General features: G+C 34.4%; 19 protein-coding genes. 4 read left to right on the forward strand and 15 right to left on the reverse strand.

Annotated features, from left to right (window positions below; genetic code table 11):
* Positions 1-67: 67 nt before the first annotated feature.
* Positions 68-853 (reverse strand): alpha/beta hydrolase, encoded by a 786-nt coding sequence (locus tag RM542_RS11015; RefSeq protein WP_311385804.1) that lies wholly within the window; start codon positions 851-853, stop codon positions 68-70.
* 179 nt (positions 854-1,032) lie between these two features.
* Here RM542_RS11015 and RM542_RS11020 point away from each other — a divergent pair, with 179 nt between their 5' ends.
* Entirely contained in the window at positions 1,033-1,227 is a 195-nt protein-coding gene (locus RM542_RS11020; RefSeq protein WP_311385805.1) for a hypothetical protein, read from the forward strand.
* Here the strand turns inward: RM542_RS11020 and pyrF are convergent.
* The 13 genes from pyrF to RM542_RS11085 all read right to left on the reverse strand — a co-directional run bounded on the left by pyrF (position 1,219) and on the right by RM542_RS11085 (position 15,243).
* Positions 1,219-2,040 (reverse strand): orotidine-5'-phosphate decarboxylase, encoded by an 822-nt coding sequence (gene pyrF, locus RM542_RS11025; protein ID WP_311385806.1) that lies wholly within the window; start codon positions 2,038-2,040, stop codon positions 1,219-1,221. The genes RM542_RS11020 and pyrF overlap by 9 nt on opposite strands.
* A complete protein-coding gene (gene prfA / locus RM542_RS11030; protein WP_311385807.1) occupies positions 2,040-3,116 on the reverse strand; it encodes a peptide chain release factor 1 in 1,077 nt (358 codons plus the stop codon). The genes pyrF and prfA overlap by 1 nt, the downstream gene beginning before the upstream one ends.
* A gap of 64 nt (positions 3,117-3,180) precedes the next feature.
* Complete coding sequence (locus RM542_RS11035) at positions 3,181-4,443, reverse strand: DUF3570 domain-containing protein (protein ID WP_311385808.1); 1,263 nt, start codon at positions 4,441-4,443, stop codon at positions 3,181-3,183.
* A gap of 98 nt (positions 4,444-4,541) precedes the next feature.
* Positions 4,542-4,751, reverse strand: a complete 210-nt coding sequence (locus tag RM542_RS11040) for a DUF4266 domain-containing protein (RefSeq protein ID WP_311385809.1) — start codon at positions 4,749-4,751, stop codon at positions 4,542-4,544.
* Positions 4,752-4,761: 10 nt separating this feature from the next.
* Positions 4,762-5,754, reverse strand: a complete 993-nt coding sequence (locus RM542_RS11045) for an FAD:protein FMN transferase (RefSeq protein WP_311385810.1) — start codon at positions 5,752-5,754, stop codon at positions 4,762-4,764.
* Positions 5,751-6,191 carry a thioredoxin family protein gene (locus tag RM542_RS11050; RefSeq protein ID WP_311385811.1) on the reverse strand — a complete coding sequence of 147 codons (441 nt, stop codon included), beginning with the start codon at positions 6,189-6,191 and terminating at the stop codon, positions 5,751-5,753. The genes RM542_RS11045 and RM542_RS11050 overlap by 4 nt, the downstream gene beginning before the upstream one ends.
* Positions 6,192-6,205: 14 nt before the next feature.
* A complete protein-coding gene (locus RM542_RS11055) occupies positions 6,206-6,640 on the reverse strand; it encodes a Rieske 2Fe-2S domain-containing protein (protein ID WP_311385812.1) in 435 nt (144 codons plus the stop codon).
* A 48-nt stretch (positions 6,641-6,688) separates the two neighbouring features.
* Positions 6,689-7,867 carry an AIR synthase related protein gene (locus tag RM542_RS11060; RefSeq protein ID WP_311385813.1) on the reverse strand — a complete coding sequence of 393 codons (1,179 nt, stop codon included), beginning with the start codon at positions 7,865-7,867 and terminating at the stop codon, positions 6,689-6,691.
* A gap of 109 nt (positions 7,868-7,976) precedes the next feature.
* The gene (locus RM542_RS11065; RefSeq protein ID WP_311385814.1) at positions 7,977-8,858 is read right to left on the reverse strand and encodes a hypothetical protein; all 882 of its coding nucleotides are present in this window, start codon (positions 8,856-8,858) and stop codon (positions 7,977-7,979) included.
* Between the two features lie 93 nt (positions 8,859-8,951).
* Positions 8,952-9,326 carry a cupin domain-containing protein gene (locus RM542_RS11070; RefSeq protein WP_311385815.1) on the reverse strand — a complete coding sequence of 125 codons (375 nt, stop codon included), beginning with the start codon at positions 9,324-9,326 and terminating at the stop codon, positions 8,952-8,954.
* Positions 9,327-9,474: 148 nt separating this feature from the next.
* Positions 9,475-11,865: a penicillin acylase family protein gene (locus RM542_RS11075; RefSeq protein ID WP_311385816.1), complete on the reverse strand. Its 2,391-nt coding sequence runs from the start codon at positions 11,863-11,865 to the stop codon at positions 9,475-9,477.
* 107 nt (positions 11,866-11,972) lie between these two features.
* Positions 11,973-12,965, reverse strand: a complete 993-nt coding sequence (locus RM542_RS11080; RefSeq protein WP_311385817.1) for a serine/threonine dehydratase — start codon at positions 12,963-12,965, stop codon at positions 11,973-11,975.
* Between the two features lie 100 nt (positions 12,966-13,065).
* On the reverse strand, positions 13,066-15,243 hold the full coding sequence (locus RM542_RS11085; protein WP_311386100.1) for a glutamine synthetase III: 2,178 nt from the start codon (positions 15,241-15,243) through the stop codon (positions 13,066-13,068).
* A 214-nt stretch (positions 15,244-15,457) separates the two neighbouring features.
* On the opposite strand from RM542_RS11085, the gene RM542_RS11090 reads away from it, so the two are divergent.
* The gene (locus tag RM542_RS11090; protein WP_311385818.1) at positions 15,458-16,474 is read left to right on the forward strand and encodes a glutamine synthetase beta-grasp domain-containing protein; all 1,017 of its coding nucleotides are present in this window, start codon (positions 15,458-15,460) and stop codon (positions 16,472-16,474) included.
* Positions 16,475-16,529: 55 nt separating this feature from the next.
* On the opposite strand, the gene RM542_RS11095 is transcribed toward RM542_RS11090, so the two are convergent.
* Complete coding sequence (locus RM542_RS11095; protein ID WP_311385819.1) at positions 16,530-17,468, reverse strand: calcium/sodium antiporter; 939 nt, start codon at positions 17,466-17,468, stop codon at positions 16,530-16,532.
* A gap of 152 nt (positions 17,469-17,620) precedes the next feature.
* Here RM542_RS11095 and RM542_RS11100 point away from each other — a divergent pair, with 152 nt between their 5' ends.
* The gene (locus RM542_RS11100; RefSeq protein WP_311385820.1) at positions 17,621-17,980 is read left to right on the forward strand and encodes a BlaI/MecI/CopY family transcriptional regulator; all 360 of its coding nucleotides are present in this window, start codon (positions 17,621-17,623) and stop codon (positions 17,978-17,980) included.
* Positions 17,980-20,229, forward strand: a complete 2,250-nt coding sequence (locus tag RM542_RS11105) for a M56 family metallopeptidase (RefSeq protein WP_311385821.1) — start codon at positions 17,980-17,982, stop codon at positions 20,227-20,229. Before RM542_RS11100 ends, RM542_RS11105 begins: the two co-directional genes overlap by 1 nt.
* The last annotated feature ends 578 nt before the right edge of the window (positions 20,230-20,807 follow it).

The following is a 20,807-nucleotide window of genomic DNA, read 5'->3' on the forward strand; positions in this document are numbered from 1 at the left end:
TTTTGAGTTAGTTAGTTTAAAAACCGGTGTTCGCACCGGTTTTTTATTTTATAAAAAGTTGAAGTTTTTACTTTTCTAAAGAAGCCAAGTACTTAATAACGGTTTCATTAAATACCAATGGCCTCTCCACATTTACTACATGTCCGCAATTTGGCACCACAAAAAGTTCCGAAACTTTATGATGTTTTACAATCTTTTCTATGGTGGGTAAAAACAAATAATCTTCTTTACCCATGACATATAAAGTAGGGATTTTAATGTCTGCACCTCTAAAAAATCGAAGTAGTGGATTAATTTCAGAAGTCAATTTAAACCATCTTATAAATTCTTTCTGGTAAAGTTTTTTGGCCTCTCGCACAAACAATGAGCGCGATTCGCGGTGGTTTTTATTTGGCATTATAACAAATGCAAAAAACTTATAAAGCCATAAGTAGGGAACGATGGATTTAAAAATTACCCCTAAACGCATTAACACTTGTGATCTGAAATTTAATTTCATAATCGCACCACCCATAACCATACTAGCAACTCTGTTCGGATACTTTTCTGCAAGATTTCTAATTAAGATGGTTCCTAATGAAATGCCTACAAAATGTGTTTTCTCAATTTTCTCATGATCAATGACCTTGACGATGTCTTCCGTTATAGAATCAAAGGTATATTTATCATTAAAGGCATCTTTTAAATTAGGTTTAGAATTCCCGTGCCCTCTTAAATCAAGTAATAGAATATTAAAATGCTTTTTAAAATCTCGTAATTGCTTATACCAAATGGTAGAGCTGCCACCCGCTCCATGAACAAATGTTACCCATTCTTTTGATGACTTATGCTTATATGTAGTGTAATGAAGCAAGAAAATATTTTGACTAAAAATACGTTAAATTTTAACCAACAAACCTTCTCATACTATAGCAGAATGCTAATTAAGAGTTAAAATTAGACAAACTGCCTGATTTTTAGACGTGTAGACTGATTACCATACATCCAAAAATTCGTTTTGAACGTATCTTTGGTATAACAAATCTTTTAAGAATGGAAAATCAGTATTGCAGGGTTGGGGCAGTTACACCAATCACAAGTGGAAGTCATGCTGTAGCTATTTTAGAGCACAGATATCAGCATTTTTTGGAAAAAGCATCAAGTATTGGGAATATCGATACGAGATTAGCAGAATTTTTTGAATCAAAAGCTCAGAGCATTAAAAATACGCTGGAAAGTCTACTTTAGTTTATCAAGTTCTATTTTCATTTCAAGTTGTATTTTTTTTGCTTGTTCTTTAGCTGAGCTCGCAAAATGCTCATCTGATGAGGCATAAATTATCCCTCTACTTGAATTGACTAACAAGCCTATATTTTCAGTTATACCGAACTTACATACATCTTGCAAGTTACCTCCTTGTGCACCTACACCAGGAACTAATAAAAAGCTCTCAGGTATTATTTTCCGAATATCCTTTAAAAATTCAGCTTTTGTGGCTCCAACCACATACATTAAATTTTGAGGATTTTCATAAGTTTTTGAGGTACTCAAGACCATTTTATAAAGTTCTTGACCATCAACTTTTTTGGTTTGAAAATCAAAAGCACCAACATTTGATGTAAGAGCTAATATTATAGTATGCTTGTGTTTAAAAGCCAAAAACGGCTCAACAGAATCTTTACCCATGTAAGGCGCTATAGTGATAGAATCAAAGTTTAATTCCTCAAAAAAAGCTTTTGCATATCTCGTCGAAGTGTTTCCTATATCGCCTCGTTTGGCATCAGCAATAGTAAACTGTTCGGGGTAATGGGTATTTAAATAATCAATAGTTTTTTCTAAAGATTTCCAACCTTTTATACCATAAGCCTCATAAAAAGCAATATTTGGTTTATAGGCAACACAGAATTCTTGTGTGGCCTCAATAATCGCCTTATTAAACTCAAAAATGGGATCTTCTTCTTTTAATAAATGTGGTGGTATTTTTTCTAAATCAGTATCTAACCCTACACAAAGAAAAGATTTTTTCTTTCTAATTTGATTAATTAGTTCTTCCGTTTTCATTAAAATATCTCTGAGGCTTCTTTTAGTTTCTCTGTATTCTCTACCAACATGAGCTCATCAATAATCTTTTGAACGTCACCATTTATAATATTTTGTAAATCATACAAAGTAAGTCCAATTCTATGGTCTGTAACTCTGCCTTGAGGATAATTATAGGTTCTAATTTTTGCTGAACGGTCACCACTGCTTACTTGAGAATTTCTTTTAGCCGCATCGGCTTCTTGTTTTTTAGCCAATTCCAAATCGTACAATCTAGAACGAAGAACCTTAAAAGCTTTTTCCTTGTTTTTGTGTTGCGATTTTTGATCTTGACATTGGGCAACGAGTCCGGTTGGAACATGAGTTAGTCTAACAGCCGAATAGGTAGTATTTACAGATTGCCCCCCAGGTCCTGATGAACAGAAAAAATCAATTCGAACATCTTTTGGGTCAATTTGAACATCAAACTCTTCTGCCTCTGGTATCACCATAACCGTTGCCGCGCTAGTGTGAACACGACCTTGTGTTTCAGTCTGTGGTACTCGTTGTACACGATGCACTCCTGCTTCAAACTTTAAAGTTCCGTAAACATCTTCACCAGTAACCTCAAAATGAATTTCTTTATAACCTCCACTAGTCCCCTCACTTAGGTCCATGATATTGGTTTTCCAACCTTTTGACTCACAATACTTAGCATACATGCGATACAGGTCACCTGCAAAAATGCTTGCTTCGTCACCACCTGTGCCTGCTCGCACTTCCATCACCACATTCTTCTCATCTTCTGGGTCTTTTGGTATTAGTAGTAATTTTATTTCCTCTTCTAATTTGGGTATAGCTTCCTTGGCTTCATCAAGTTGCATCTTGGCCATTTCAACCATTTCAGTATCGCTTCCGTCAGCAATTATTTCTTCTGCCTCAGCTAAATTATTAGTTAGTGTTATGTAGTCATCACGTCTGTCACAAAGAATTTTAAGGTCTTTATATTCCTTATTCAATTTAACATAACGCTTTTGGTCAGCAATGATATCTGGTTGAATAATAAGGTCAGAAACCTCATCAAATCGTTGCTTTACAATATTCAATTTATCAAGCATATTTCAATCGTCGTATAGTTCAGCGAATTTACGATTTTTAAAAGACACTATTTTGAGCATTGAGTTAATCGATGATAAAAGTAGTTCCTAAAGTAATTATTGAGGCATTTAAACCATTACTCCGATTGTAATAACTAAAGCGCAGATCTACAGTTTTAAGACCAAAAAGCAAGAGTTTGGTTTTAGTAAAAATATCTTTGTATTGTACGCCGAAACCATATTGATTCGCGCTGTATTCTGACAAGTCAAAATCTGAAGTGTAATATTCAAAGGTTGATTGTGCAACCTCTTTAGCATAAAAATAATCGGCAGCTGTTTGGGTATAATATCGGTAAGTAGGATATAAAGTGAAAGTGTCATTCAACTTAATCGGCGCCTCAAGATTGAAGGTGTGAGCCGTAATACCCCAATCATCAAAATATAAACGATAATAAGACCTTAAAACTAATAAGTCATTAGCAAAATAATTTAACCGTGCACCAATAGGTAATTTTAACCTATTTTCTGGTAATCGTTCAACATCATCCGCTAATTGAAAATCTTCAATAAAAAAATCATCTACATCACCAAAATAAACACGTTGAAAAGGTGTGCTCAACAAACCATTCTGTGTAACTATATCAATGGACAAGGAACCTTGTAAACGCTTACTTAGTATTTGCGAAATATTCAAGGAAGCGGAATACGAGTTTCTACCTTCTTTGTCAAACCTATTAAATGAAGGGTTATAACCAACTATATTTCCTTCAAAACCACCTCTTAATTCTACTGGGTATTGCGGATTCCATCCATCCAGAAACGCCTGAACACTAATAGAAACTTCAGTGTTCTTTTCGTTAAAAAGGTATGCGTATGAACCCCCGAAGCCAATAGAAAAGTAATCATATTCATTTGATACATATGCCTTAGCACTCCAAACCTTATTACGGTCATCAGAGCTATGCGTATAACTTGGATTAAAGTAAGCCAAAACATCACTTTTCGAAGCTCCAGAAGAGGCACTAAAAGGGTTTGCTAAACCACCACCATCGAAAGGATTAACGTTACTGGATGAGGCTGAGGTATAAGCGGAAACACCAACATCAACTGTCAATACATCATCGTCATTTAAAGGTAACTTCAGAACTAATGAGGAAGTAGCATCAGTCAGCTCTTCTGTTCCTTCACCCCCACTTACAGCCGCGTTCTGACCATCTTGACTGTAATAACTAAACAACATTTCTAATTCACCAGCTTCTAAAACACGTTTTTTATAATCCGTGTCTGTTTGCTGTCCAGAACTTAAGCAAAAAACAAATAGCAAGGGTATAAGGAAAAGTTTATTCAAAATACACAGTTATAATTATTCTTAAATAATTGACCAAAAAATGAAAAGACTAAACTAAATCAGAAAATTTATCCTTCTATCAATTATAAATTTGGGATTTAGTTACACCCGCATCCACCGCCAGATTTACCTCCATTGGCCCCTGAAGCCGCTTCTCGGTAAATTTGAAAATTTGTTTCAAATCTATCCATCCCTTTTAAACTCAATTGCATTTCGGCATCATTGATATAAACCTTTTCATACTCTTTTACCACTACGCAGGAGCTACAAGCAATCAAAATCAAAAATAGTAGTATCAATTTTTTCATTTTTCTAAGTCTATTTTGAAGAATCAAAAATGATTCCTGAACTCTTATTTATCTCATTATTTTCATCAATAACTACCACATCAACACCAGGTAGTTGATTAATCATATGAATACCACTGTCTCTGCCCATGATAAAAACTGCGGTAGCCAAAGCATCACACAATTCTGCTTTTTTAGCGAAAACAGTAACGCTTTTAACTCCTTTTGTTGGATAACCAGTTCGGGGATCAATAATGTGCGAATACTTTTCGTCATTTATTACTACATATTTCTCGTAACTACCTGATGTAGCAACCGATGATTCAATTACCGGAAGCCAAGAAAACATTTTCTTTGTGTCTAAAGGATTGGTAATACCCACCATCCATTTTTCTCCGGTGTTTTTGGTTCCCCATGTAGTTAAATCTCCAGACGCATTAATTATACCTCCTAATACGCCTTTCGAAATTAATAACGCTTTGGTTTTATCTGCTGCATATCCTTTTCCAATCGCACCAAAACCCAACTTCATTCCAACTTTTCTTAAAAATACGGTAGAATTCTCTTTATCTAAATCAATATCATTGTAGTTAATTTTACTTATGGACTTATCTATTTCTTCTTTTGAAGGCAACTTTTTCATCTCGCCATTAAACCTCCAAATTCTATCCAAAGAAGCATAAGAAATATCAAAAGCTCCATCTGTGATTTTAGATATTTTTTTCGATCTTTCGATTAATTCAAAAAGTTCTGTACTCACCTTTACCGGTTGCAATCCGGCATTTTTGTTTATTTGTGAAGTTTCAGAATTGGAGTCCCATGAAGAAATTATTTTTTCAATTCTTTTGATTTCAGCAATTGCTTCGTCAATATTTATATAGCCGATATCTTCATTTTGGGCTACCACCGTAATTTCAAATCGAGTGCCCATTAATTTTAAAACCCTAGATACTGTCACTAGGTCTTCTTGGGCCATGCTCGAAAACGAGATAATCAAGAAAAAGAATATTGGATACAATCTCATTCAATAAAAGAATTAAACAACCTAATATACGCCTTTGGTTCCTTTCTTTTATATCCGGTCGTACCTAAAATCGATTCATCTTGGTTTAAGACAACAACCAAAGGAAAATAACCTTTAGGGTTATACCTTTTAGCAAGCTCACCATTCTGTAAAGCTAAATCCGTCTTTAGTTTGTTGGCTTTCTTTCTAGGAAAATCAGCTTTATAAAGCACATAGTTCTCTTTAGAAAAGTTCTTAAATTCTTCGGATTGCCAAATCTGATTATCTAAAAGAATACATGGCGCACACCAGTCTGAACCTGCAAAAACGAGGATTATGGGTTTGTTCTCTTCTTTTGATTTTATTAAAGCGTTGTTATAACTTGTTTCCCAGTTTTGAGCAACTAAAAAGATAGGAAAGAATAATACCATTAATGGTATTCTTTTTATCATTTTCATAGCAATGGAGTTACTTATTCAAAAATTCTTAGAATGTCGCCATTTAATTCTGTATTGAACACTTTCAATGGGTTACTAGTAATTGTATTCAAGGGTGTTCCTGTTTGAGAGAACCTAGACCCATGAGTACTACATCTAAAAATACCACCATCATCAGAAATAAAACGCACTTCTTCAGTTTGTTGATGGCTACATACTTGACTTGCGGCTACTAATTCTCCTTCTAAATTACGTGCGATTACCACAAAATTCTTTAATATAAAACCACCATTAGTGGCAAGAGGTGCCGCTTCAGTGTCAGTTAAATTAACCGTAAAATCCACTCCTGTTGGAACTGGAAATACTTCTAAATCTTCTTCAGCATCTGAAGAACATGAATGTAAACAAGGGAAGGTTACTGCAAAGGCTGCTCCTGCGCCTATCGTTTTTAAAAATTTTTTTCTTTCCATAGCATTGGGGTTTATAAAAAGAACGGAGTTTTATGCTTTATCGTATGCCTAATAATGGAATGTTCCAAAATCACTTTCAATAGTCAGTTTTTTGTTTTCAGATGCTTCTACACGACCTATAATTTGAGCATCAACACTAAAACTTTCAGATATAGCAATAATATCTTTTGTAATTTTCTCATCGACGTATAACTCTAATCGATGACCACAGTTAAATACCTGGTACATCTCTTTCCAATCCGTACCAGATTGCTCTTGTATTAGTTTGAATAGTGGTGGGATTTCAAATAGGTTGTCTTTTATGATATGTAATTCATCAATGAAATGTAAAATCTTTGTTTGTGCACCACCACTACAATGTACCATTCCATGAATATCACTTGAATTATATTTTTCTAATAATTTTTTAACGATAGGCGCATAAGTTCTTGTTGGCGACAATACTAATTTACCGGCATCTACAGGTGAATTTTCAATAGAATCGGTTAATGAAGTTCGACCTGAATAAACTAGTTCCGAAGGTACAGCAGCATCAAAACTTTCTGGGTACTTTTCTGCTAGGTATTTTGAAAATACATCGTGACGTGCAGAAGTCAATCCATTACTACCCATACCACCGTTATATTCATTCTCATAACTTGCTTGCCCAAATGATGATAAACCAACAATAACATCACCAGCTTTAATATTAGCATTATCAATAACCTGGCTTCTCTTCAAGCGCGCAGTAACCGTAGAATCTACAATGATTGTACGAACCAAATCACCCACGTCCGCCGTTTCACCACCCGTAGAATGAATCGTCATTCCGTGAGATTTCAAATCTTCTATTAACTCTTCAGTCCCATTGATTATGGCAGATATAACTTCACCCGGAATCAAATTTTTATTACGACCTATAGTAGATGAAAGCATGATATTATCGACAGCACCAACACAAATAAGGTCATCAATATTCATAATAAGAGCATCTTGAGCAATTCCTTTCCAAACAGATAAATCACCAGTTTCTTTCCAATACATGTAAGCTAAAGAAGATTTAGTACCAGCACCATCTGCATGCATGACCAAACAATGCTCTTCACTATTGGTCAAATAATCAGGTACTATTTTACAGAACGCTTGAGGAAATAAGCCCTTGTCTATATTTTTGATAGCATTGTGCACATCTTCTTTTGATGCGGAAACGCCGCGTTGTGCATATCTTTTACTGGTATCTGAAGACATTAATTTGGTGTTTGGGCAAAAATAAGAAATCGATTGGTAGAAGATTAAACAAAGAAGTTAGAAGTTGTCAATAGGTTGTGAACGCCTATATTTGATACTTATACTATACTTACAATTTGTAAAAAGTATAAGTTCGAGACCAACTTACGCTTTGCTTTGGATCTAATGCAATTTCAAAAAACAATTCAGGGCTAATAACATGTTTACAACCCCAAACATTAACTTTTGAAGTTTTAAAATCACCTACTTCTTTAATACCTATATTTAATTTGCTGTTTTCTAACTTCCAGCTTGCCTGAACTTTCTTCTTGCCATTGAGATAACTAAAAAAGAATACTTCATTTGGTGTTTTTGAAAAACCCAATTGGTCATTTTTAAACTGAACAAAATTTTCCGGATTGACGTTTTCATCAAATTGGCCACTATCTAGTTCGAAAGGTAATACCAACCTATAGTTATTACTCATTGATTCCTTATTAAAAGCCAAAAAATTATGATTATACTCGGTAGTTTTTATAGTTTTATCACCTATGTTCTCTAGCCAATAATTTATTCGAAAACCAGTTTCAAGCAACTGAATCTCTTTCTTGAGAATATACTGATAACCATTAACCAATTCAGAACTACATTCCAGATGAATGCTATCAGTTGATTTTTGGATAGAAAAATTAAGAGTTTTTACCTTGTAGTTATTTACAAAAGAATAACTATCGTCCTCTTTTTTTAATAAGCCCACTCCTATTTTATGAAACCATTCACCTTTTTTAGCCTCATCAAAACCCAAAGGTGAATCTATTCCAAACTCATTAAAAAATCCTCGACCATTATGGTGTTGGTGGGCAGCTTTGGGTGCTTCAGTAATCCCAAAAGTCACATTTTCAAAATTAACTTCAATAATTTTACCACTCCAATCAAACCGAGTTTCCCGATAATTTTCATGAGGTAAATCAATTAAAATTTCGAGGTTTTTATTCTTTAATATATGAGGCATACTAGATTTAAACGGACTTAATTTTAAGAGCCAAAATTACTATGCTCTTAAAACTATAATCAAAAGAGATAATTATTTACCTTAAACTATTTCTTAGTCTTTATCTCCGAAATAAGAAACCTCTCCGCCACTTAGAAAATCTTCTCTTACAGGACTAAAAGTATCAATTAGCATTCCTTCCTCTAAACAAACGGCACTATGCAATAAGTTCGGCTCAATGTAAACCCCATCACCAGCTTCAACAATCTGTTTAACTCCATCAATTTCAAATTCAAATTTACCAGACACACAATATGTTGCTTGGGTATGAAAATGTTGGTGTGGAGCACCTAAGGCGCCTTTTTCAAAATTAACTTGCACCATCATAATTTGATTATCATAGCCTAAGAATTTTCTTGATACTCCTCCTCCAAGATTTTCCCATTCCATGTCTTTTGTGATGATGTACTTTTCGCTAAATCTCTGCATTTTGCTTACTATTTTGTTTTGTTGTTAGTAAAATAAAATTAACCACGGCAAGATAATTAATTTCAAAGTTTTAGAACCGTAAGGAATTTAAGCTTTCTGTTAGATTATTCTACCTTAATTGTTATTCGGTTCGAGGTTTGAAATGACTTTAATTCTTCAAAATCTTTATGTCTACCGCTACAGAATCTATTTTATCTCGTGAATAGTAGACCGGAAAGTAATTGTCATTTGCCCAAGGTTCAAATAAATTGTCATAGAATGGACTTTCTGGATTTCCCGATTGACCTGGACCATTTGTTCCAATAGCGGCATCCCAATCACCAGTATTCACAATCATGCGAAAAGATGCTCCACTACTTTGTTTTAAATTACCTCCTGTAGAACCCGGTGTATAGGCATTACCACCTCTAGGCAAGGGACCTAAATTGAGTTTGTTTTTAATAGAATCATGTGAAACAGCACTCAAGGCATGTTCCACGTAAGTATGTTTATTATTTTCTTGCCCATACTGCCATTGTTTGATATCTGATCCTAGATTTTTCTCAAGGTCTTCAACTGCATTACTAAAAGCCGTAGCTAAAAATTGATTTCTGCTTAATATTGAGTTTGCTCCAAACTTATCACCTGGTGTAACCAACCAGTCTACAATACGTTTCATTTGTATAGAAGAAATAATACTCTTAGCCTCTTCTGGTATAAATTGTTCATCAGCTAAAGCTTTCAGCTGATTTTCCCATGCAACATAAATAGCTGCCGCTATTGAATTGGATTCAAGCTTATAATCCCAACCTTCTAGTTCTTCTATTGCCGCTGAAGCTTTTCTGTCAAAAGCAATTCCTTGCAACATTGGAACCAAAATGCGGGCAGGAATAGAAAGATAATCTGTTTGCAACGCTTTCATATCTTCCATAGTCATTTTCTTGTCAGATTCCAACACTTCGTTCACCCGGTCACCACGATAGGGGTCTGACCACGAGAAACCTATTGCATCCCAATATTTATAATCTTCGGGAGTTACATTTTGGTTCGCTGTTGCTATAAAACCAGTTTCTGGATTATAACTATTCGGTTTATCAACAATAGGCAAATAACCGTCCCATTCGTAACGACCATCGCCCGGTACAGGAACCAAACCACTAAAATTTCTTCTAATTGGTGCTATACCAACCGCTTGCCAACCAATATTTCCTTCTTTATCTGCCCATATCATATTTTCTCCCGGAATATGACTGTAGTTACAGGCCTCTCTAAATTCTTCCCAGGTTTTAGCTTGGTCCATTCTTAAAGAAGCCAAATAAGGAGATCCTCCCGGTTCTAGCCAAGCACATTTAACAGCATAAGCTACATGATTTTCTTTGTCGATATAAGTAACAGGGCCATGATGGGTATAAGAAAGCTTAACAATAGTATCGTTTTGATCTTTTATTTTAATTGTTTCAGAAATATGCTCCATGTCTTTCCACTTACCCTTGTATTTGTATTGGTTTGAATTTTCAGGGTTCAATTCATAAACATATAAATCTTCCCCATCTGTTCTAAAAACAGTCAAACCCCATGAACCATATTCATTGTGGCCAATAGAAATACCCGGTATTTCTGGTTCACCGCCCCCTATTACGTTCCACCCTGGTGCCACCAAATGTGCCATATATCTTAGCGACGGAACAGCTATAGTTCTATGAGGATCATTAGCCATATATGTATTTCCATCTTCCATTAATTCGCCTTTGACAACCCAATTGTTACTCCCTATGGCTAAAGAATCGTCCTTACCTTCAAAAAGTGATGATACCGCTGCCATTTCCATATCATTTTGATAGGCTGGCACCACATCTCCTTCTTGAAATTTAACCGATTTGCGATAAGCGTTGTACAAGCCTAAAATATCATCGGAGAGCAAATCAGTATTAATTTTGGAGTCTATCTTAAGATTAGGGTCCTTAGGGTGCAGCCAAAACAACTCTTTAGCTTTTTCTTCACCTATAGCAGCAACTGCACGGCCAATTTGTAGTTCTTGACCAATATTACCTAAAAGCCCTTGATGCCTAGAAATAACTACTTCAGGAGTCCATTTTTGAGGTTCAATACCTAATATTTTGAATTCAAGTGGAAGATTTTCAGGCGTTTTTAATATGGCATCAATATAAGCATTAACTCCATTGGTATAGGCGGTAATGATTTCTACTCCGTCATCATGATAATGATTCATTTCTGTGGTCATATCACCTCTAAACTTAAAAAGACGTGTACCAATATCACGATTGAGTTCTCGTTCTCCAAGAATTTCGGCTACCGTGCCGGTTGCCTGTCTTCTCCATATCTCAAATTGAAAAAGACGGTCTTCTGCAGCTGCATATCCTTGAGCAAAAAAGAGATCCTGTTGGTTCTTAGCATATATATGGTTGATACCCCATTTATCTCTAATTATTTCAACAGATTCTTGCAGGCCTTCAATAGTTAGTTCATTTTTCACCTTGGTTTGGTCTTGCTTACAAGAAAATAAAAGAACTATTGTTAAGAAGAAAAAAATATGTTTCATAGATCAGGATTTTACGGCATACAACAATTATAAATCGGTATTGGCAAATTTTTACATTTTATGTCATTCAATTCTTTTTTGAAAGGGGATTATACTATTAGCGATTATTACAGGAATAATTTGGGCTTTTGGGTCAAATAATCTTTCTTCCATATTTTTTGAGTTGTTGGTTGGTCTACATTACCCCCAGAAATCACCATCAATACCTTTTGTTTTAACTTTTGAGTTTGCAACCAACGTCGAATAGCTTCCATAGGCATAGCGCATGTCGGTTCTATTCTGCATTTTAATAAATGTGTTAGCCATTGCGTCCAATACACCAAGTATTCTTCTTCAATTTCATAAAAACCATCTAACTGTTTTAAATACTCAAAAGTAATATCACCGACAGCCATAGTCATAGCACCGTCGGCCATAGTATCTGGCACCCCAGGCAAACGTTGAATACTTCCTTTTCTTAGAGACTCAGCCGCATCATTAGCATTTAACGGTTCTACACCGAACATTTTGGCTTGTGGTGTGAGACCACGTGTAGCGATTAATGAACCAGAAGTGAGCCCACCGCCACCACAAGGTGTAAAAACGGCGTCTATATGACCTAATTCTGATAATGCTTCATAAGCGGCTGTACCCTGACCACAAATTACCTGTTCATGATTAAAGGGGGGAATCCAATAAGTGCCTTCTTGTTTTGCTGCTTCGGCGACCCTAGCATCGGTAATATCTCGAGTTTCACTCAACACGACCTCAGCACCATAATCTTTGGTAGCCTGCACTTTTACTTTAGAAGAATAGGCCGCCATAAATATAGTTGCAGGGATATTAAATTGCCTCGCTGCATAAGCTACTGCCTGTGCATGATTACCTGAACTATTTGCCACAATATGATTTGGCTTGCGACCATTTTCTAGTAACCAAGCTAAAGTATTTACTCCTCCTCTAGCTTTAAAAGCTCCTATTTTTTGAAAGTTCTCTGCCTTAAAATAAATTTCATGACCAAGCCATTCATTTAATAACGATGATGTCAGAATTGGGGTTTCTATAATGTATGGGGTAATACGTTTTTTTGCAGCTTGAATATCTTTTAGTGTCAAATTCATTACAGTAAATTATGGAAAAAAGATTTGTTCGCTAAACCCTTTAGTTCTTTCTCTTATATTAATATATAAACTCCGACTTTTAGTTGGCGTTAACGATGCTTTATTTTGTAAAAAGCAATTCACGGTATTTCGTTAGTGGCCATAGTTCATCTGCCACTAACTGTTCAAGAGCATCAGCATGCTCTCTAATCTGATCTAAATATGGTTTAACATCATCACAATACGACTGTGCCTTCTTTGCTATAGAAGTTGCTTTGTCAGATTTGATTTTAGCCTGTGTCATCAAATCAGCCAATTTTTTAGCTGCAACCATATGCTCTGCCATTTTCTCTAAAATATTCAATTGTGGTTCGGTCAGTTTTTTATGCGCTGCACCATAAACATCTTTCAAACCAGCGATATTTTCAAGTAACAAATTTTGATATTTTAAGGTGGCGGGTACAATGTAATTGTAAACCAATTCGTTTAAAATACTGCTCTCAATTTGTAGATGAAATATATAGTTGTCGAGTTCAACTTCTTGATGTGCAACTAATTCCTTATCATTCATGACCTTTGTTGCTTCAAAAAGGGCGAGACTGTCTTTTGAGGTCAGTACCTGAATAGCCTTAGGTGTATTTTTATTATTACTTAATTTTCTTTTTCGTGCCTCTGTGTCCCAATCTTTACTATAACCATCGCCATCAAAACGGATGCGCTTAGAAGTTTTAATATATTCCCGTAAGACATTAAATACAGCCTCATCTTTTTTAAGATTCTTCTTATCTATTAGAGCATCAACTTCCTTTTTAAAATCCACTAACTGTTTTGCAACAATGGTGTTTAAAACCGTCATTGGTTTGGCACAATTCATTTTGGACCCAACACCGCGCATTTCAAATTTATTTCCTGTAAAGGCAAAAGGAGAGGTTCTATTTCTATCTGTATTATCTAGTAATATTTCAGGAATCTTACCAACTACATTAAGCTTCAACTCTGTCTTTTCTTCAGGTGATAGTTTACCTTTAGAAACGCCCTCTAAATCATCTAAAACATCACTTAATTGTTTACCCACGAAAATGGAAAAAATTGCGGGCGGTGCTTCATTTGCTCCTAAACGATGATCATTACTTGCCGAGGCAATTGAAGATCGTAACAATTCTTCATAAGTATCAACTGCTTTAATTGTATTGATAAAAAAAGTTAAAAACTGTAGATTCTTCATTGGCGTAGAACCTGGGCTTAATAAATTAACCCCAGTATCAGTGGCGAGAGACCAGTTGTTATGTTTACCTGATCCATTAATTCCTGCGAAAGGTTTCTCATGAAAAAGGACTTTAAAACCATGTTTGTCTGCGATTTCGTCCATAACATCCATCAACAATAAATTATGATCAACAGATAAGTTCGCCTCTTCAAAAACTGGTGCAAGTTCAAACTGGTTTGGAGCTACTTCATTATGTCTTGTTTTTACAGGAATCCCTAAAAGCATACATTGCTTCTCTAAGGCACTCATAAAACTAAGCACCCTATTAGGAATAACACCAAAATAATGATCATCTAATTGCTGTCCTTTAGCAGCTGAACTGCCGACTAAAGTACGTCCTGTCATTAAAATATCAGGTCTTGACTGAGCAAGTGCTTTATCGATTAAAAAATACTCTTGTTCCCAACCCAAAGTTGCATGAACTTTGCGAACATTTTTATCAAAGTATTGTGCAACACCAGTTGCCGCCTCATCGACTGCATGCAATGCACGCAATAATGGTGCTTTATTGTCTAAAGCTTCACCTGTATAAGAAACAAATATGGTGGGGATACAAAGCGTGGTTTTATATATAAAAGCTGGCGAAGTCGGATCCCAAGCAGTATACCCTCTTGCTTCAAAAGTATTTCGAATTCCACCACTTGGAAAACTAGATGCATCAGGTTCTTGTTGTACTAATTGCCCTCCTCCAAACTTTTCAATTCCTCGACCATCAGGCATTAAATCAAAAAAGGCATCATGCTTTTCAGCGGTGGCACCGGTTAAAGGTTGAAACCAATGCGTATAATGTGTCGCACCCATTGATAAAGCCCAGGCTTTCATTCCTTCAGCAACTTGGTCTGCAATTTTTCTGTCAATTTTATTCCCAGAAAAAATAGCAGCTTGCACCTTACTATATGCCTCATTTGTAAGGAATTGCAACATTTTACTGTTATTGAAAACGTTTTTTGCGAATAAATCAGAACGTTTTTCTAACTCTTCAATACGTACTGATTCTCTATTATGGCTTTTGGCTAATGCTTCAAATCTCATCATGATCTCTTCCTATTTAATTCAGTGCCACAAAATTAACAATTTAGCAATATTCACCCTATAAAAATGATTATTTATTAATTAACCCTAATTTAAATAGGGGTTAACAAATTATTGATAACTTTTAACGATTTACACCCCTATAAATAGAGGTTTTTGATAAAAAAAATTATTTTTACCGCCTATTAAAACAAAAAGTAATTAATCCACTATTATGAGCAAGGCAAAATTAGAGTACATCTGGTTGGATGGATATTTTCCAACTCAAAACATGAGAAGTAAAACCAAAGTTGTAAATGACTTTAGCGGTAAATTAGAAGACTGTCCAATGTGGTCTTTTGACGGTAGTTCAACAAGACAGGCTGAAGGCGGTTCATCTGACTGCTTATTGAAGCCAGTTGCTATATTCCCAGATCCAGCAAGAAAGGATGGGTTTTTAGTAATGACTGAAGTATTAAATGCGGACGGTACGCCACATGTATCAAACGGAAGATCAACTATTGATGATGATGATAATGATTTCTGGTTTGGTTTTGAGCAAGAATATTTCATCATGGATACTGCTACTCAATTGCCTTTAGGTTTCCCAATTGGTGGTTACCCTGCTCCACAAGGCATGTACTACTGTTCAGTTGGTGGTAAAAACACGCATGGTAGAGATTTAGTTGAAGAGCATGCTGATTTATGTATCGCTGCTGGTATCAACTTTGAAGGTATTAATCAAGAAGTTGCTTCAGGACAATGGGAATTTCAACTCTTCGCAAAAGGAGCTAAAAAAGCTGGTGATGAAATTTGGGTTGCTAGATACTTACTTGACCGTTTAACTGAACAATACGGATTCTATATTGATTACCATCCAAAACCGTTAGGAAAAGATATGGATTGGAATGGTTCAGGTATGCACGCCAATTTTTCAAACACTACTTTGAGAACATGTGGTGACCAAGGTACTTACGAAAAAATATGTGAAGCTTTCCGCCCAGTTGTTAAAGAACATATTGAAGTTTATGGCGAGTTTAACGATCAGCGTCTGACTGGTGATCATGAAACACAATCTATACATGAGTTCAGTTTTGGTATTTCTGATAGAGGTGCTTCAATTCGTATTCCAATCGCTACAGTAGAAAGTGGTTGGAAAGGTTGGTTAGAAGATAGAAGACCAGCTTCAAATGGTGATCCATATAAAATTGCAGGAAGAATTATTAAGACTGTAAAGTCTGCTAAAGTATAAGTTAATTTAGTTGTTGATTATTATTAAAAACCGTCTTAGCAATAAGGCGGTTTTTTTATTTTATGGTGAGGTACACAAATAAGATATAAACAGCAATCAAAATAAGGCCATCACGCCAACCTAATCGAAGCCCTTTCGGAATAAAAACCAAGGGTAGTATCAAGAATGATATACCAAGCATCCAAAAGATATCATTAGATAATAAGCCCTGATCTATTACTTGTATTGGAGTAATCATAGAGGTTATTCCTAAAACCGCTAGTAGATTAAAAATATTAGAACCGATGAGGTTTCCCAATGAGATTGCCTTTTCTTTTTTAATAATGGCAATTATAGAAGCCGCTAGTTCTGGTATACTAGTACCTACAGAAACAACTGTAACCCCAATTACGCGTTCTGTTACCCCAAAAGACGACGCCATACTCTTTGCTCCTTCAATTAAAAGTTCAGAACCTCCCCAAAGTGCCACGCCACCCAAACCAAGAAAAAGAACGGTTTTATATAATGGTAAAGGAATATCATCTTCCGGTAATTCGTCTACAACGGCCGTTTTCTGAAATCGAAGCAGATACACCAAAAAAGCAAAAAGAAATACAACCATAACAATTCCTTCATATTGTTGTAGTATTCCGTCAAAGTATATAAAACCAAAAAAGAGCAATGAAGCCGCCATCATCACTGGCCAATCCGTGGTGTAAAAACTTTTGCGAACATTTATACTACCTAAAAGAACTGTAATGGCCAATACCAATCCTAAATTGGCAATATTAGAACCTACTACATTACCTAAGGCTAAATCAGGAGATCCGTCTAAAGCAGCTTTTATACTAACTATTAGTTCAGGTGCTGATGTAGCGAAAGACACTACTGTCATTCCAATAACTATTTTAGGAATATTCAGTTTTAATGAAAGCGCAACTGCAGCTTTGAGCAACCAATTGCCACCAAAAATCAACAGCGTTAAACCTAAAATAATAAATAGTAAATCTTGCAAAATGGTGTGTTTATGGCATAAATATAGGCAGACATTTACACTTAATAGGAATTCAGTTTATAATTAAAAAACTAAATAAATAGTTAAATAACTAAAAATATAGTTGTTTAACTATATTTATAATAGTATGTTTGGAATCTAAAATTTGGCTCATGCAGAAATTGACAAATAAAGAAGAGGAAATCATGAAAATTTTATGGAAGCTTCAAAAAGCCTTTGTAAAAGAGATTCTAAGCGAGACTGATGGTGTAAAACCTCACTACAATACCTTATCTACCATTGTGAGAAACTTAGAAGAAAAAGGTTATGTGGGTCATGAAGCTTTTGGCAATACGCATCGATACTTTCCAACGATTACAAAAGAAGCGTACCGTAAAACATATATCAACTCTACCATAGCTGATTATTACGACAACTCTTATAAAAGTCTTGTTTCATTTTTTGCTAAAGAGGAAAAGATTTCGATTGAGGAGTTAAAAGAAATTATTGAACTTATTGAAAAGAAAAAGTAATGGAAACGTTTTTAATTCACCTTTTAAAATCCTCAGGAATTTTACTTCTATTTTTAGGAATATATCATGTATTTCTTAAAAAAGAGACCTTCTTTAATGGGAATCGCCTTTTCCTGATTAGCGGATTAGTGCTCTCATGGCTTTTACCTTTTATAACCATAAGCAAAACTATTTACGTAGAACGTGCTCCAGTAAATGTTATGGAATTTGAAAGCATAGCCTCTAGCTCTTCTCAGGTTATTGCTGATAAAACTTTTGAATGGCCCTTTTTACTTTTAACACTATACCTTATTGGTGTATGCTATTTTAGTATAAAACTGTTGCTTCAATTGCGAGCTATTGAAAAGATTAAAAAAGACAGCGAAGTTAGCAGAGAAGATGGGTTTTATCATGTAAAGACCAAATCAACAATTTCACCATTTTCTTTTTTTAAGCATATCTTTTATTATCCGTTTCAATTTAATACTAAAGAACTAGATACCATATTAATCCATGAAAAAGAACATGCCAAAGGCCTTCATTCAATGGATATTCTATTGACTGAAATTGTTTGTATTCTACAATGGTTCAACCCTGCAATTTGGCTTTATAAAATTATTGTAAAACAAAACTTGGAATTTCTTGCTGATTCCAAAACTTGCGAGCGATACCAAAATAAAAAACAATATCAATATCTGATGCTGAAACAGTTAGTTCATCCTCAGAAAATTACAATCGCAAATCCATTTTTTAATTCATTAATCAAAAAACGAATCGTCATGTTAAATCAAAAACAATCTTCAAAATTGAATCTTCTAAAATTATTTCTTGTTTTACCGTTATTAGGGGGGTTTTTAATGGCTTTCAATTCGGAAACAATCCACAAGGAAAAAGATGTTATTATTGACACCAATACTGTGGCTGATGCTATAAATGTGATAATTACAAAAAATAGTTCAGAAATTTATTTAGAAACTATAAAACAAGATTTAGATAATAAGGACATTGATTTTTCTTACACTATAGTGCGCAATAATCTAAGAGAAATAATTAATGCCGAATTAGAATTTAGTGGGATTGATGATAAAGGCCAAACCTTCCAGTTAGATTATAACACCAATTCTGAAACACCTATTGAAGATATACTTTTCCTTTGCAATTCAAAAAACAACATCAAATATTTAGGAAAAAAAGCTTACGCGGAAAACCATTTAAAAAATAAAATAAGGGAATCTTCAAAATTGAATGTGCAAATCACCAATATCACCTTAGATATTGATAAAACCTCTAAAACAGAAGACTTAAACTCGGAAGCAGACTTTTTAGCTAAAAGAGGTGTCATCATTAAATTTAAAGGAATTAAAAGAAATAATTCAGGTGATATTACAGCAATAAAAGTATCCTACGACAACGGTTCTAAAGACAAGGGAAAATATGAGCAAAAAAACACAGAAGGAATTAGTCCATTTAAAATTAAAATTAATTTTCAAGATGGTGAATCAGCTAAAATAACGGTGAATCAAGGGCAAGAAAAGCAAAATATGATATTCGTGAGTGATCAAGGAAATAGCAAGGTGATTAATCTTCATAAAAATGATGCTCACGATAATGTATGGATAAGTTCAAATGACAGTGACACATCTATTTTAAAAATTAACAAGTCTAAAAGCGGTGAAGTGATTTTTTTAAATGGAGAGAAAACTACAAGAGAAGCTCTGGCGAATGAAGGTAAAATAGAAAAAATGCTTGTTAAGTTTATAAATAATGATAGTGTAAATCTTCAAGTTGATACAAAAATTATACACATGGGATTTAAAGATTCTTTAGTAAATACAAGTGAAGAAGTACATTTAATTGAAGATGATGAGGAAGGCAATAAAAAATATATAATTATTAAAAGTGCCGAAGGAGAAGTGCTTTCTGAAGATACTAATAGTTTAATCAAAGAAGATATTATTTTAAAAATGAATAAAACATCTACAAATGACAAAAGTGATAAAGATAAAAATGTATTCATCCTTAAAAAGTCAGACGATCATGCAGCAATTAAAGTAGATGAAAAGGCTGGATTCGTTTTTATAGATACTGATAGCCAAGAAAAACCAATATATTTTATTGATGGTAAAGAAGTATCTGGGAAAATTATGGAAGAACTCTCCCCAGACGATATTGCAACCATTAATGTGTTAAAAGGTGATGCTGCCGAAAAAAAATATGGCGATAAAGCTAAAAATGGGGTTGTTGAAATTACCACGAAAAAAGAACAATAGTAAAATAGTTTTTAACCAAATAAATAAAAAGCCGTTCAAGTTTTTGAGCGGCTTTTTTATTTTCATTTTAAACGAAAACCCACAAAACCTTCATTTTCGGAATGAAACACCCCTTGGTTTTTGAAAATTGGCTTAAAATAGCCCTACAATTGTTTCAATTTTTAACTAAAAAATATTATTATAATTACATATTGTAATTTCTATAAAGGAAGTCACTTATAAATTATATCTAGAGTCATTCAAAGGCTTACTAACTCGTATTAAATTTCAATAATTTTAATCTAAATATTTGGAAACATGACAGTTATCATCATATCTTAAAATCATAATTGCAAAAAGCAATCAACTCAACCCTAAAAATTTAGCATAATATGATAGCATTAGTCAAATTCATTGTTACTCTTGTATTAAGTATTATAACCATTGCGTTATAATCAAAAAGACATTTTATTTATCAATCAAAAACGAACAGAGGTCTCATCAACCTTAAGATAAACTTTTAAATTCATTATTATCAAAAACGAAACACGTTAAAAGCTCGGTTAAAAACCGAGCTTTTATTTTTGTATTTTTCCAAA

Origin of the sequence: Croceitalea sp. P059 (genome assembly GCF_031846365.1) — a bacterium.
In the GTDB taxonomy this organism is placed as follows: Bacteria; Bacteroidota; Bacteroidia; order Flavobacteriales; family Flavobacteriaceae; genus Croceitalea; species Croceitalea vernalis.

Coding starts and splice junctions, on each gene's coding strand:
- RM542_RS11020 (WP_311385805.1), top strand. CDS start 1,033: ATGGAAAATCAGTATTGCAGGGTTGGGGCAGTTACACCAATCACAAGT.
- pyrF (WP_311385806.1), bottom strand. CDS start 2,040: ATGAAAACGGAAGAACTAATTAATCAAATTAGAAAGAAAAAATCTTTT.
- prfA (WP_311385807.1), bottom strand. CDS start 3,116: ATGCTTGATAAATTGAATATTGTAAAGCAACGATTTGATGAGGTTTCT.
- RM542_RS11040 (WP_311385809.1), bottom strand. CDS start 4,751: ATGAAAAAATTGATACTACTATTTTTGATTTTGATTGCTTGTAGCTCC.
- RM542_RS11045 (WP_311385810.1), bottom strand. CDS start 5,754: ATGAGATTGTATCCAATATTCTTTTTCTTGATTATCTCGTTTTCGAGC.
- RM542_RS11050 (WP_311385811.1), bottom strand. CDS start 6,191: ATGAAAATGATAAAAAGAATACCATTAATGGTATTATTCTTTCCTATC.
- RM542_RS11055 (WP_311385812.1), bottom strand. CDS start 6,640: ATGGAAAGAAAAAAATTTTTAAAAACGATAGGCGCAGGAGCAGCCTTT.
- RM542_RS11060 (WP_311385813.1), bottom strand. CDS start 7,867: ATGTCTTCAGATACCAGTAAAAGATATGCACAACGCGGCGTTTCCGCA.
- RM542_RS11065 (WP_311385814.1), bottom strand. CDS start 8,858: ATGCCTCATATATTAAAGAATAAAAACCTCGAAATTTTAATTGATTTA.
- RM542_RS11070 (WP_311385815.1), bottom strand. CDS start 9,326: ATGCAGAGATTTAGCGAAAAGTACATCATCACAAAAGACATGGAATGG.
- RM542_RS11075 (WP_311385816.1), bottom strand. CDS start 11,865: ATGAAACATATTTTTTTCTTCTTAACAATAGTTCTTTTATTTTCTTGT.
- RM542_RS11080 (WP_311385817.1), bottom strand. CDS start 12,965: ATGAATTTGACACTAAAAGATATTCAAGCTGCAAAAAAACGTATTACC.
- RM542_RS11085 (WP_311386100.1), bottom strand. CDS start 15,243: ATGAGATTTGAAGCATTAGCCAAAAGCCATAATAGAGAATCAGTACGT.
- RM542_RS11090 (WP_311385818.1), top strand. CDS start 15,458: ATGAGCAAGGCAAAATTAGAGTACATCTGGTTGGATGGATATTTTCCA.
- RM542_RS11100 (WP_311385820.1), top strand. CDS start 17,621: ATGCAGAAATTGACAAATAAAGAAGAGGAAATCATGAAAATTTTATGG.
- RM542_RS11105 (WP_311385821.1), top strand. CDS start 17,980: ATGGAAACGTTTTTAATTCACCTTTTAAAATCCTCAGGAATTTTACTT.